This window comes from Kaistia sp. MMO-174 (genome assembly GCF_037147815.1).
GTDB classification, from domain to species: domain Bacteria; phylum Pseudomonadota; class Alphaproteobacteria; order Rhizobiales; family Kaistiaceae; genus Kaistia; species Kaistia nematophila.
Window position 1 is genome coordinate 638205 of the sequence record NZ_JBBCUO010000001.1, and the last position, 13227, is coordinate 651431.

Annotated in this window: 12 protein-coding genes; 3 read left to right on the plus strand and 9 right to left on the minus strand. The window is 67.0% G+C overall.

Annotated features, from left to right (window positions below):
- Positions 1-27: 27 nt before the first annotated feature.
- Complete coding sequence (locus WFK98_RS02760; RefSeq protein WP_266339303.1) at positions 28-1245, minus strand: SfnB family sulfur acquisition oxidoreductase; 1218 nt, start codon at positions 1243-1245, stop codon at positions 28-30.
- A gap of 223 nt (positions 1246-1468) precedes the next feature.
- Here WFK98_RS02760 and ssuD point away from each other — a divergent pair, with 223 nt between their 5' ends.
- Positions 1469-2626, plus strand: coding sequence for an FMNH2-dependent alkanesulfonate monooxygenase (ssuD, locus tag WFK98_RS02765; RefSeq protein ID WP_336799198.1), 1158 nt, complete (start codon positions 1469-1471; stop codon positions 2624-2626).
- Positions 2627-2639: 13 nt separating this feature from the next.
- Positions 2640-4031 (plus strand): FAD/NAD(P)-binding protein, encoded by a 1392-nt coding sequence (locus tag WFK98_RS02770; RefSeq protein ID WP_266339305.1) that lies wholly within the window; start codon positions 2640-2642, stop codon positions 4029-4031.
- A gap of 50 nt (positions 4032-4081) precedes the next feature.
- Here WFK98_RS02770 and WFK98_RS02775 read toward each other — a convergent pair whose 3' ends face one another.
- The 5 genes from WFK98_RS02775 to WFK98_RS02795 form a co-directional block, all read right to left on the minus strand.
- Positions 4082-4783 carry an ATP-binding cassette domain-containing protein gene (locus WFK98_RS02775; RefSeq protein WP_442907372.1) on the minus strand — a complete coding sequence of 234 codons (702 nt, stop codon included), beginning with the start codon at positions 4781-4783 and terminating at the stop codon, positions 4082-4084.
- A 77-nt stretch (positions 4784-4860) separates the two neighbouring features.
- Positions 4861-5817: an ABC transporter permease gene (locus WFK98_RS02780; RefSeq protein WP_336799200.1), complete on the minus strand. Its 957-nt coding sequence runs from the start codon at positions 5815-5817 to the stop codon at positions 4861-4863.
- Positions 5818-5861: 44 nt separating this feature from the next.
- The gene (locus WFK98_RS02785; RefSeq protein ID WP_336799201.1) at positions 5862-6839 is read right to left on the minus strand and encodes a substrate-binding domain-containing protein; all 978 of its coding nucleotides are present in this window, start codon (positions 6837-6839) and stop codon (positions 5862-5864) included.
- A gap of 337 nt (positions 6840-7176) precedes the next feature.
- Complete coding sequence (locus WFK98_RS02790) at positions 7177-7737, minus strand: flavin reductase family protein (protein ID WP_420909629.1); 561 nt, start codon at positions 7735-7737, stop codon at positions 7177-7179.
- A gap of 429 nt (positions 7738-8166) precedes the next feature.
- On the minus strand, positions 8167-8910 hold the full coding sequence (locus WFK98_RS02795; RefSeq protein ID WP_336799202.1) for an SDR family oxidoreductase: 744 nt from the start codon (positions 8908-8910) through the stop codon (positions 8167-8169).
- A 157-nt stretch (positions 8911-9067) separates the two neighbouring features.
- On the opposite strand from WFK98_RS02795, the gene WFK98_RS02800 reads away from it, so the two are divergent.
- Entirely contained in the window at positions 9068-9769 is a 702-nt protein-coding gene (locus tag WFK98_RS02800) for a class I SAM-dependent methyltransferase (protein WP_336799203.1), read from the plus strand.
- A 24-nt stretch (positions 9770-9793) separates the two neighbouring features.
- Here WFK98_RS02800 and WFK98_RS02805 read toward each other — a convergent pair whose 3' ends face one another.
- From WFK98_RS02805 to WFK98_RS02815, 3 genes are read right to left on the minus strand one after another with little or no spacing between them, the layout of a single operon-like run.
- Positions 9794-10873, minus strand: coding sequence for an amino acid ABC transporter permease (locus tag WFK98_RS02805; protein WP_336799204.1), 1080 nt, complete (start codon positions 10871-10873; stop codon positions 9794-9796).
- Positions 10870-12039, minus strand: coding sequence for an amino acid ABC transporter permease (locus WFK98_RS02810; RefSeq protein WP_336799205.1), 1170 nt, complete (start codon positions 12037-12039; stop codon positions 10870-10872). The genes WFK98_RS02805 and WFK98_RS02810 overlap by 4 nt, the downstream gene beginning before the upstream one ends.
- A gap of 14 nt (positions 12040-12053) precedes the next feature.
- On the minus strand, positions 12054-13025 hold the full coding sequence (locus WFK98_RS02815) for an amino acid ABC transporter substrate-binding protein (protein WP_420909633.1): 972 nt from the start codon (positions 13023-13025) through the stop codon (positions 12054-12056).
- Positions 13026-13227 lie beyond the last annotated feature (202 nt).

Here is a 13227-nt window from a genome sequence, read left to right on the forward strand (position 1 = left end):
TCGAACCGGCCGCGCACGCGTCCTGTCCTAAAGCGCGCCGTTGCGCGGCGGCGCGACCTGGTTGAGCACCCAGTTTCCGACGACGTGGTACTTCCAACGGACGGGATCGTGCAGCGTGTGCGTGCGGGCATTGCGCCAGTGGCGATCGAGGTTCTCTTCGATCAACGTCGAGCGCGTGCCGGAGAGCTCGAACAGCGCGTTGGTGGCTGCGAGCGCCACTTCCGTGGTCAGCACCTTGGCGCCGGCAACCGCGATGGTGGCGGCGATTACGTCCGGCTCGGCAAGCGAACGGCGCGCGGTGTCCACCTTGCGGCCGGCCTCGGCAAGAAGCGCGCTGGCGGCGTCTAGGCGTATCGCGAGGCTGCCGACGATCGAGATCGTCAGCGGGTCGTCGGAGGCGCGTTCGACCCCCGCATCGCTCCAGGGGCGCGCGCGGTTGCGGACGAAATCGAGGGTTTCGGCGAGGGCGGCGCGAGCGATGCCGAGATCGATGCCGGCATGGATGATCTGCCCGAGCGAGCCGATCGTCGTCGGACGATCGAAGCCCTTCTGGTGCTCGACGATGCTGTCCTTGTCGACCCGGACATTGTCGACGATGGTAGTGCCGCTACCAGTGGTCCGCTGGCCGAAGCCGCTCCAGTCGTCGAGAACCGTCAGGCCTTCCGCGTCGTGCGGCAGGAAGGACATGGTCGTCCGTCCTTCCGGGTCGTTGGCGAAGACGACGATCCAGTCGGCGAACAGCACCCCGGTCGAATAGAATTTGCGGCCGTTGATGCGGAAGGAGTCGCCGTCTGGCTCGATCTTGGTGTTCTGCTGCCCGACATTCTTGGTGCCGATTTCCGACAGGGCGTTGCCGAACTGATCACCCGCGAGCGCGCGGCCGAAGAAGAAGCGCTTCTGCGCCTCGGTGCCGTCCACTCGCAGCGCCTCGAGGATGTAGAAGTGGTTTTGCGGGATCTGGCCGATCGAGCTGTCGGCCTCGGCCAGGATCGCCGACACCTCGCCGAGCGTCGCAGCCGAAACGTCGATGCCGCCATATTCGCGCGGCACGGTGATGGCGAGCAGGCCGGACGCGGCCAGCTTCTCCAACTCGGTCCAGGGCAATTGACGGTCGCGGTCGCGCTGCGAGGCGCCGCGGGCGAATTCGGCGGCGAGCGTCCGGGCAATGTCCAGTGCCTCCTGGTCGCTGGCGATCCGCCTGGCTGCCGGCGTGGATGAAATCGCGGATGCGGTGGAGAGCGACATGCGGTGATCCTGATTGAACGGGAGGAGGGCGCGCTGGCAGGGCCGGCGCGCGCTTCGTCCAAATCTCTCCGCCGAAGCCGTTTGCGAGAAGCCATCGAATTTCTATCTTGTAGGGATAATTGGCAATTGTTTCCTTTTGTCCTGATTTGTTCGCTAATACATTGCCGCTTCTTTCCATGATAGCGGAAAGGTCTGAATAATTCTGAATTGATCGGAGATATACATGAGTGTGAACGCGCCCGAGCGCATCAAGGTTCTCTGGTTCATTCCCACCCATGGTGACAGCCGTTATCTCGGCACGTCCGTCGGCGGCAGGGCAGTCGATCTCCCCTATCTGACCCAGATCGCCCAGGCCGCCGATTCGCTCGGTTTCTATGGCGCGCTGCTGCCGACGGGTCGCAGCTGCGAGGACAGCTGGGTCATCGCCTCGGCGCTCGCGCCGTTGACCCGCCGCCTTCGCTTCCTGGTCGCAGTGAGGCCGGGCCTGCAGTCGCCGACACTGGCCGCGCGCATGACGGCGACGCTCGACCGGATCTCCGGCGGGCGCCTGCTGATCAATGTCGTGACCGGTGGCGACCCGCAGGAGAACAAGGGCGACGGCATCTTCCTGAGCCATGCCGAGCGCTACGCCGTCACGCGCGAATTCCTCGATATCTACAAGGCGGTGCTGAGCGGCGAGACGGTCGCGCATGAGGGGCCGCACTTCCGCATCGAGGATGGGCGGTTGCTGTTTCCGCCGGTGCAGGCTCCGTATCCGCCGCTCTATTTCGGCGGCTCCTCGGCCGAGGCCAATGACGTGGCGGCCGAGCAGATTGACAAGTACCTGACCTGGGGCGAGCCGCCGGCGCAGGTGGCGGAGAAGCTCGACACGGTGCGGCGCCTCGCCGATGCGAAAGGGCGCGATGTCAGCTTCGGCATCCGCCTGCACGTGATCGTCCGCGAGACCAGCGAGAAGGCGTGGGCGGCGGCGGAGGAGTTGATCCGGTATCTCGATGATGACACCATTGCGGCGGCGCAGAAGGTATTTGCCCGCATGGACTCGGAAGGCCAGGCGCGGATGAGCCGGTTGCATGGCGGTCGCCGCGACAAGCTCGAAGTATCGCCCAATCTCTGGGCTGGCGTCGGCCTCGTGCGCGGCGGCGCCGGCACGGCGCTGGTCGGCGACCCGGATACGGTGGCCGAACGCATCGACGAATACCGGCGTCTCGGCATCGATACCTTCATTTTCTCCGGCTATCCGCATCTGGAGGAGGCTTATCGCTTCGGCGAGCTCGTGCTGCCGAACTTGCCGCTCGATCATCCGATCCCGTCCCGCAGCAGCGCGGTCAATACCGGGCCCTTCGGCGAGACCATCGCCGGCGACCATCGCCCGGCAGCCTGATGAGCATCCATTCATGACAAGCCGCAGAAAGCCGCCGACTGTCGTCGTTGTGGGAGGTGGTTTCACGGGTGGCGCGGTGGCCTATCATCTCGCTGCCCGTCGCCTGCCTCGCCTCGGCCCGGTCACGGTAGTCGAACCTCGCCCGCTGCTCGGCGCCGGCCTTGCCTATTCGACCCATGACGCGGCGCACCGGATCAATGTGCCGGCGGCGCGGATGAGCCTGATCTCCGAACAGCCAGGCCATTTCGCGGAGTGGCTGGAGCGGACCGGCGCTGCCGACAGGGGCGCGGTGACGGAGGACGGCCACGTCTTTCCGCAGCGCCGCCTGTTCGGCCTCTATGTCGACGCGACACTGCTGCCGCTGCTCGGCGAAGGGCTGGTCCGGCACAGCCAAACCCGGGCGATCGCGATCGAGAAGCAGGGCAAGCGCTTCCGCATCGGTCTCGAGGACGGCAGCGTGCTGCTGGCCGACGTTCTCGTCCTCGCGACGACCCATCCTGCGCCGTCTGTGCCGGCCGTGCTGCGGCCGCTGGCGGAACGAAAGGGCTTCGTCGCCAACGCCTATGCCTCGGACGCGCTGGAGGGCATCGCCCCGGACGACCGCGTCCTGATCGTCGGAAACGGCCTGACCTCGGCCGATATCGTCGCCTCGCTCGACGCCCGCGGCCATCGCGGGGAGATCACCTCGCTCTCCCGCCATGGCCTGCGCTCGAAGGGGCATGCGCCAGGGACGTGGCAGCCGCGCGGCGATTTCACCACTGCGCCAGCCCCGACCGTCCTGAAGCTGCTCGGGCAGATCCGCGTCGAACTGGAAGCCGGCCGGACGGCCGGCGAGACCTGGCATCCCGTCTTCGACGCGCTGCGCGGCCAGGGCGGGGCGATCTGGGCCGCGCTGTCGTTGGCCGAGCGCCGCCGTCTCGTCCGTCACCTGCGAGTGTTCTGGGACGTGCATCGCTTCCGTGTCGCGCCGCAGGTCGAGGCCGCGCTGGATCGCCGGATCGCTGATGGAACGCTCGAGGTTCTCGCCGGATCGCTCGTGGCGGCGAGCCGGGATGCGCGGTCCTTCGTGATCGATATCCGGCCGCGTTCGCGGCGGACCATCCGTCAGGAGCGATATGACGCGGTGATCGTCGCGACCGGTCCGGCCCATGCCGCCGTTATCCGCGAGAACCCGGCGATCGCTTCCCTCCATGCCGCGGGCCTCGTCGGGCTGGACGCCTACGGGCTCGGGCTCGCGGTCGATGCCGAAGCCGTCGCTCTCGACGCAGGGGGATCGCCGGTGCCGGGCCTCTATGTCGCCGGCCCGCTGGCGCGCGGCTCGTTCGGCGAGTTGATGGGGCTGCTGGAGGTGACCCGGCACGCCGAATTCGTCGCGGATCGCATCGTCGAACGCCTGATCGGCTAGAAGGGAAGGCGGAGATGGTGAGCCCGCCTGTTGGCGGGCTCCGCGCCCGCTCAGGCGGCGATCTCGTCGATGCCGGTCATGATGCCTACCACGCCCCGAAGGCTCGTCTCGGCCGGCCGGACGACCGCGGCGCGGCGGCCCTGGCGATGGATGTGGATGCGGTCGGCGATCTCGAGCACTTGTGGCAGGTTGTGGCTGATCAGCGTGACGCTGACGCCCTTGTCGCGCACGCGCCGGATCAGGTCGATGACCACGGCCGTTTCGCGCACGCCCAGCGCCGCCGTCGGTTCATCGAGGACGAGAACCCGCGCGCCGAACGCCATGCCGCGCGCGATCGCCACCGCCTGGCGCTGGCCGCCCGAAAGCTTGCGCACCGGCGTCGTCAGCGAGACGTTGCCGAGGCCGAGACTGGCCAGTTGCTCGCCGGCGATCTTCGCCATCGCCGCGCGGTCGAGCGTTCGCAGCACGCGGCCGCTGAAGGACGGTTTGCGGATCTCGCGGCCGAGAAACAGGTTGCTGACCAGATCGAGTTCGCCGGAGAGCGCGAGATCCTGATGGACGACGCCGATGCCGGCGCCGAGAATCTGCGTCGGGTCGTTGATCTGCACCGGCTTGCCGTCGATGAAGATCTGGCCGGAATCCGGCACCGTCGCGCCCGTCAGCGACTTGATCAGCGTGGACTTTCCGGCGCCGTTGTCGCCGACCACGGCGAGGATCTCGCCCTGCTTCAGGTCGAAATCGGCGCCGCGCATCGCCTCGACCGCACCATAGGTCTTCACAAGGCTGCGCGCTGCGAGGATGGTGCCGTCCGGAATGAGGGGACCAGTGCTCAATTGGATTTCCTGCGCGAATATTGATCCAGAGAGACCGTCGCGACGATCAGGATGCCGGTGATGATGTCCTGGAACAGGCTGTCGATACCCGCGAGGGTCAGCCCGTTGCGCAGCACGCCGACGATCAGAGCGCCGGTCAGCGTTCCCAATACCTTGCCGCGCCCGCCGAAGAAGCTGGTGCCGCCAAGCACGACGGCGGTGATGCTCTGCAGCGCGATATTGGCCATGGCGTTGGGGTCGGCGCTGGGAATGCGGCCGAGCGACAGCCAGGCGCCGACGGCATAAAGCAGGCCGGCGACGGCATAGACGCCGATCAATGTCCGTTCGACGCGGACACCGGCGAGGCGCGCGGCGTCCGGATTGTCGCCGACGGCGTAGATGTGCTTGCCCCAGGCGGTGTTGCCGAGGATATGCGCGAACAGGGCATAGGCGGCCAGCAGGGTCGGGATGCCCCAGCTGATGAACACGCCGCCGATGCTGAAGCCCTGGCCGAGGAAGGTCAGGAGGCCCTTGGGGATCGTCTGGCTGCGCGAGCCGGAGAGCAGATAGGAGACGGCCGTCAGCACGGTGAAGGCGCCGAGCGTGACGATGAAGGGCGGCAGGCGGACCCGCGCCACCAACAGGCCATTCAGCGTGGAGGCCGCGATCGCCAGGACGAAGGCCAGCAGCAGCGCCAGACCTTCCGGCGAGCCGCCGACGGCGACCTTGGCGGCGACGATGGTTGCCAGCACCGTGATCGCGCCGAGCGCCAGATCGACGCCCGCCGTCAGAATGATCAGCGTCTGCCCGAGCGCCAGCATGCCGAGGACCAGCGTCTGCTGCAGCACGAGCGAGACGTTCGTCGCGGTCAGGAAGCGGTCGGAGGCGAAGGAAAAGACGATGACCAGCAGCAGCAACGCCAGCGCCGGGCCGACAAGCGGATGACCGCGCAGGGATTTTCCCCACGCGGCCACACGGTTCTCATTCGCCTTCCCCGCCACGTCCGGGCGGGCGGGTGCTACCAGCAATTCTTCAGGCCCCAGGCGGAATTCTGCGAGGCGATGCCTTCGAACGGCTTGTCGGTCACCAGCACGGCGCCCGAGTCGATGAAGCCGCTCGGCTTGGCGCCGGTCCTGGCATAGTCGACCACGGCCTGGACGCCGAGCTCGGCCATCTTGCCGGGAAACTGCACCACGGTGGCGCCGACCTGGCCAGCGGCGACCGCCTTGATGCCGTCACAGCTGCCGTCGATCGAGCCGATCGCGACCTTGCCGGCGAGGCCGAGCGCCGAGGTGACGGCATGGGCGGAGACCGCCGCCGGCTCGTAGACCGTGTAGATGGCGTTGATGGTCGGATCCTTCTGGAAGAAGTTTTCCAGCGCCGTCTGCGCTTCCGCCTGGTTGGAGATGTTCTGCTGCGCGATGATCTCGGGCGCGCCTTCCTGCAGGCCGAAGCCCTTCAGGAAGCCGTCATGGCGCTCCCGCGTCGAGACGGTGCCGCGCGTGCCGTCGACCAAGGCGACGCGGGGCGCCGTGTCGCCGAGCGCGGCGCGCACCCACTGGCCCTGCAGGACGCCCGCCTGAAGATTGTCGGTGGCGAAGGTGGCGTCGACGGCGCTGTCGGGAGAGACGCGGCCGTCGAGCGCGATGACGAGGATGCCGGCGGCGCGGGCCTTGGCGATGGCGTCGTTCAGCGCTTCGGCGTCGCTCGGCGTGACCAGGATGCCCTTGACGCCGAGTGCGGTCAGATCCTCGATCGCGGCGACCTGGCCGGCGGCGTCGTCATGCGTCTTGCCGGTGATGGCGACGATCTCGGCGCCGGCCGTCTTGGCATAGGCCTGGGCATCCTCGCGCAGCTTGACGAAGAAGGGATTGCTGTCGGTCCGCGTCACGAGGCCGACCTTGACTGCCTCGTCGGCGGCGAAGGCGCTGCTCGAGAGCATGGCGATGGCCACGAGGGCGAGAGACGGGGCATGGAAGCCGAATTTCAGGCGCATGATTTCATTCGTTTCTGATGGAGGCCCTGTCCGCACCCGCCCGAGAAGGACTTTGGTGACGAGAGCAAGGCAATGGGCACATCGACGATGTGTGTTGTCCGTGATCGTATCGATGACGATCATCTGCATCAGGGTAGAATGAGATATCCACCTCTGAAAGAAATCGTGTTTGCGATTCGTCCGATGATTTAGAAAATATTCGGCGGATTTGGATCAGTAATTATTTCGATTGGAGGGGGATAAATTTGGATCGCTTCGTAAATATACGAGAATCGCATTGGAATATACTGAGAGTGGCCGCCGGCGCTCGATCGGTCGGGAGCCGGCGGCGAAGGGATCAGCGCGATGCCGGGCCCGTCTCGTTCGACAGCTGGCGATAGCCGCCGTGCCAGTAGAGCAGGGGCTGGGCTTCCGCCGTGGTCGTGATGGCCCGGACGGAGCCGATCAGGATCGAATGCGAGTGCCGTTCGATCGCTTCTTCCAGTTCGCAATCGAGGACCGTCAGGGCGCCGACGAGGCCGAGGCTGCCGGTGACGAGTTTCTGCCAGGAGGCGCCCTCATAGCGGTCGGCGCCCTTGAGGCCGCCCCGGCCGGCGAAATTGTCCGCCACGTGCTGCTGGTCGTCGGCCAGCACGTTCACGCAGAAGCTCTGGTAGCGCTGGATGGCCGGCCAGGAGGACGAGGCGCGGTTGAGCGAGACGATGATGGAGGGGTGGTCGGCCGAGAGCGAGGAGACCGAGGTCGCCGTGAAGCCCGTCAGGTCCTGACCCTGTCCGACCGTGATGACGCTGACGGCCCCGGCCAGGAACCGCATCGAGTTCTTGAAGGCCGCCGTCTCGACGCCGGCCTGGAAGCGATCGGAATTCGCCGTGTAGGGGTAGGCGGCGGCAAGCGACATGGTTTTCTCCATGGGGACGTCAGGTCGACGGAATGAGGGGGGAAGCGTCCGGCGCCGCCGGCGCGAAGACGGGATCCGGCATGCGGCCGAAGGCATGCGCCGGCACGCGTGCGCGGCTCGGCGGGGACAGGCGGGCATGTCGAGGTCGGCGGCGAAGGGCCGGGCGGGTGGGACTGGGCATGCCCCATTCCAGCATGGCAGGCCGAGGAAAGACGAGACCGTCGCGATCTAGATCGGCGCGCGACGGGGACTTTCCTTGCTCGAAGCGGCGGCGCGAGCAGAAGAAAAAACCGAATTGCTATTTTGTCGATGAAACTAGTCGTCTTGATGATTGGAGACCCGCGCTGCGATGGAGCGGCGCGGTGGATCGATCGGGAGCGGCGTCCGGACCGGAGCGGACCCGGACGCCGGAAAGGATCGGCGTCCTTCCTATCTCTCGTAGAACTTGTTCAGCCGGGGGCTGATGACGACCTCGTTGAGGCAGACCGAAGCCGGCTGCGTGGCGATGAAGAGGGCGAGTTCGGCGAGATCGGCCGGCTGCAGCATCTCGGCGCGCTCCTGCGCGCTCGGCGGCGTCGGGCGCTTCTCCAGGATCGGCGTCGCGACCTCGGCCGGCAGGATGGCGGTCGAACGGATGCCGTTCCGGTACTCTTCCATGTTGATGCTCTGGCTCATCGCCACGACCGCATGCTTGGCAGCGGTATAGACGGGGCCGCTGACGGGATGGATGAACTTGCCGGCCCAGGAGGCGATGTGGATCAGCTGGCCCTGCTGCGCCTTGCGCATCGGGTGCATGGCGGCGGCGGCGCAGTAGAGCGCGGCCGACAGGTTGCTGTGGATCAGGCCGTCGATGCTGGCCGGCGTGAGGTCCTTCCAGGCGCGCTCGACGATGTTGCCGCCGGCATTGTTGACGAGAAGATCGAGCCGTCCGAACCGCGCCTCGATCTCGGCGACGATCGTCCCGGCGGTCTCCGGCTGCGTCAGGTCGCCGGACTGGACGAGGCTCTTGCCGCCCGTCTCGGCGATCGCGGCCGCCGTCTGGTCGAGGGCCTCCCGACGCCGTCCGGTCAGGACGACGGTGCAGCCCGCGCCGGCCAGCGCCTTGGCGACCGCCTGCCCGATGCCGCTTCCCGCGCCGGTGACCCAGGCGACTTTTCCAACCAGCTTCGTCATGTGCTTCCGTCCTTGCAAGGTGAGCCTCGCTGATAGCGAAGGAACTGGTCCGAGGACAAGGGCGCGGGCTTGATGGCGCCCGCAACGCCGGCCTTGCCTGTCCTGTAATGTAACTTATATAGTTGCATGAAATTCAGCCGTGGCCGGAGGAGATCGCATGCAACGAGACGATGGACGGGCGGGCGCTTCCCGCCTCGTGACGCCGGCGTTTGGCGGCGCGCATGCGAGCCTCTATGCGGAGGGGCCGCCGCGCCAGGTGCCGGGATTTGCCGCCCTTCATCGCATGACCTCGATGCTGCTGGCCGAGCATGTCGCGCAGCAGGGGCGGGTGCTGGTGCTCGGAGCGGGCGGCGGCCTGGAACTGAAGGCGCTGGCCGACGATCATCCCGGCTGGAGCTTCGACGGCATCGACCCGTCGGCCGAGATGCTGCGCGTGGCGGCGGATATCGTCGGGGCCCATTCGGGGCGGATCCGCCTGCAGGAAGGCTATATCGACACGGCGCCGGCGGGGCCGTTCGATGGCGCGACCTGCCTGCTGACGTTCCATTTCGTTCCGCCGGAGCAGCGCCTCCATACGCTCCTGGAGATCCGTCGCCGTCTTGCGCCGGGCGCGCCCTTCGTCGTCGCCCATCTGAGCTTTCCGCAGGCGGAGCCGGAGCGGTCGCGGTGGATCGCCCGTCATGTCGCGTTCGGCGGGACCGATCCCGCCCGGGCGGAGAGCGCTCGGCAGGCAATCGCCACGCGACTGTCGATCCTGTCGCCGGAGCAGGACGAGGCGCTGCTGCGCGAGGCGGGGTTCTCGAATGTCGGCCTGTTCTACGCGGGGCTGAGCTTCCGTGGCTGGGTCGCTTATGCCTAGCGCTGCCGCGCCGCGGCCCTGCCTTCATGTCGACACGGCCCTGAGGTGCCGCTCGAGCCAGAGGCTGTAGCGCGAGGCGGCGTAGGAGAGCGCGAAGTAGATCGCCGCCGCGAAGGCGTAGGCTTCGTTGTAGAAGCCGATCCAGTTCGGGTCGGTCGCCGAGACGCGCGCCGTATTCAGGAAATCGAACAGGCCGATGACGATCACCAGCGTGGTGTCGAGGAAGAGGCCGATGGCGAGGCTGACGAAGGCGGGGATGACCGCCCGCAGCGCCTGCGGCAGGACCACCCGGCGCATGGTCGTTCCCCAGGAGAGGCCGAGCGATCGCGATGCCTCGTATTGCCCGCTTGGCACCGCCTGCAGCCCCGCGCGGACGATCTCCGCCATATAGGCCGAGACGAACAGGACGATGGCGATCTGCGCCCGAAGCAGCTTGTCGATCGAGAAGCCGGCCGGGAGCATCAGCGGCAGCAGCAGCGTGGATACATAGAGCACGGCGATCAGGGGCACGCCGCGCATCGTCTCGATGAAGCCGACGGCGAGAAGCTGGATCAGCTTCATGCTCGAGCGCCGCGCCAGCGCCAGCCCGATGCCGATCGGGAAGGCGGCGGCAAAGCCGACGACCGACAGCAGCGCCGTCACCGGAAACCCGCCCCATTTGTCGGTGGCGACCCAGATCCCGGTCAGCGCGCCGGACAGGATGGCGATCGCGGCGCCGAGGGTGACGGGCCAGGCGAGCGCGAGCCAGCGCCCCCAGAGGCGCGGGATGCCGGTCGCGACGACGAGGCCGATCAGGAGGAAGACCGCCGTCGCCGCTTGCCAGTCGCGATCGTTCGGATAGAGGCCGAACAGGATGAAGCGGGTCTTCTCGCCGATGAAGGCCCAGCAGGCGCCGGTCCTCGCCGCGCAGTCCTGCGCCGTCCCTGTCCAGGTCGCGTCGATCACCGCCCAGCGCAGGAAAGGCAGGACGACGAGGGCGACGAAGGCGGCGAAGCCGAGCGTGATCAGGATGTTGGCCGGCGAGCCGAACAGGCCCTGTCGCCATTGGCGCCAGGGCGAGGATCGGGGCGCCGCCGGCGCGGGGCCGGAGAAGGCGATCGTCATCGGCCGAGCCCCTTCAGGGCCTGGCGCGCATTGTAGCGGTTCATCGCGATCGAGACCGAGAAGTTGATCGCGAGATAGACGGCGACCATGATGATGATCGTCTCCAGCGCCTGGCCGGTCTGGTTGGCGGCGGTGTTGATGATGCTGACGAGATCGGGGTAGCCGATCGCGACGGCGAGGCTCGAATTCTTCGTCAGGCTCAGATAGTTCGACGTCATCAGCGGCGTGATCACCCGGAGCGCCTGCGGCAGGATCACGAGGCGGAAGATCTGGCCGGGATGCAGACCGAGCGAGCGCGCCGCCTCCCACTGGCCCTGCGGCACCGACTGGATGCCACTCCGCACGATTTCGGCGACGAGAGCCGAGGAATTGACGAAGAGACCGACGACCAGCGCCGCGAATTCGGGCGTCAGCGACAGTCCGCCGACGATGTTGAAGCCCTTCAGCGCCGGCAGTTCGGCGCGCGCCAGCCCGCTCAGGGCGAGAAGCAGGAAGAGGATCGCGAGGCCGGCGCCCGATCCGAGCGCACGGGCGCGGAAGGACAGGCCGATCCGCCGGCCGCGCAGGAGCAGTAGGGTCGCGGCGAGGATGCCGGCCGCGGCCAGGGTCTCCGCCAGGCCGCTTTCGAGGCGCAGCGCCGGGATGTAGATGCCGCGATTGCTGAGGAAGACGCCCTCCACCGGCTGCAGCGCCTTTCGCGCGGACGGCAGGGCGTGGAACGTCGCGCTCCAGAAGAACAGCTGCAGCAGCAGCGGCGTGTTGCGGATCAGCTCGACATAGGCGCGGACGGAACCGGCCAGAAGCGGATTGCTCGACATGCGCGCGACGCCGAGCGCGACGCCGAGGATGGTGGCGATCACGCAGCCGACGAAGGAGACGACCAGCGTATTGACGAGGCCGACCAGGATGGCGCGGGCAAAGCTGCTTTGCGACGAATAGGCGATCAGCGTTTCGCCGATCTCGAAATTGGTCGGCCGGGCGAGAAAGCCGAAGCCCGGCGTGATGCCGACGCGCTGCATGTTGGTCGCCATGCTCTGGCCGAACAGGCCGAGCAGCGCGAGGATGCCGACAAACACGAAAATCTGGGTGAGCGGACGCTCACCCAGAAAGTCTCGAGGCGAGAGGGGGCCGGGCGCCGGGGCGCCCGGAATGGAGTCGCTGGCCATCGGCCGTGCCGGGCCTAGCGGAACGGCGGCGAGTACAGCAGGCCGCCCTGGGTCCAGGGCTGGTTGTAGCCGCGCTCGAAGCCGACCGGCGTGTTCTTGCCGATGTTGCGCTCGTAGATCTCGCCGTAGTTTCCGAGCGTCTTGATGATGTTGTAGGCGAACTTCGGATCGAGGCCGATCGCCTCGCCGAGCGACGGGTCGACGCCGAGGAAGCGCTTGATCGCCGGGTCTTCGCTGGTCAGGAAGCTGTCGACATTCTCCTTGGTGATGCCGAACTCCTCCGCCTGGATCGTCGCGTATACGGTCCAGTTGACGATCTCGAGCCACTGGTCGTCGCCGGCGCGCACGGCCGGCGCCAGCGGTTCCTTCGACAACCGCTCCGGCAGCAGCAGGAAGTCATCCGGCTTGGCGAACTGCGCCCGCTTCAGCGCCAGGTCGGAGGCGTCCTGCGTCAGCGCATCGACACGGCCGCTTTCCAGCGCGGCGACGAACTCCTTGGTGTCCTCGATCACGACCGGCTTGAACGTCTTGCCGTTCTTGCGGAAGAAGTCGGCGATGTTCAGCTCGCCCGTCGTGCCGCTCTGCACGCCGATGGTGGCGCCGTCGAGCTCCGATCCCTTGGTGACGTCGAGGGATTTCGCGACCAGCAGGCCCTGTCCGTCATAGAAGATGATCGGGCCGAAATGGAAGCCGAGCTTGAACGAGCGGGTGATGGTCTGCGTCACGCCCGAGAGCAGGATGTCGAACTCGCCGGCCTGCAGGGCGGGGAGGCGCTGCTGTGGCGAGGACGAGGTGAACTCGACCTTTTCCGGATCGTTGAAGACGGTGATCGCCAGCGCCCGGCCGAAATCGATGAAGAAGCCCTGCCACTTGCCGTTGCTGTCGGGGGCGAAGAAGCCGGGAAGCGTGCCGACGCCGACCTTGATCTGGCCGCGCGACTTGATCTTGTCGAGCGTTTCGCCCGCCTGCGCCACGCCGGCCAGCATCGAGGCCGACACCAGCAGGGCGCCGAGCGTCGTCGCGGTCTTCGCGAAGATATTCCGATCAAAAATTGCCATGATTTATCGTTCCTCGAACGGATATCATCCGTCTGGTTCAATCAATTGTTGTCTATTCTTCAAACTTGCTGTCTCGGTGCCGCGAGACTTGGATGATCATTCCATCAACATCGCCGAATGGCGAAGCATG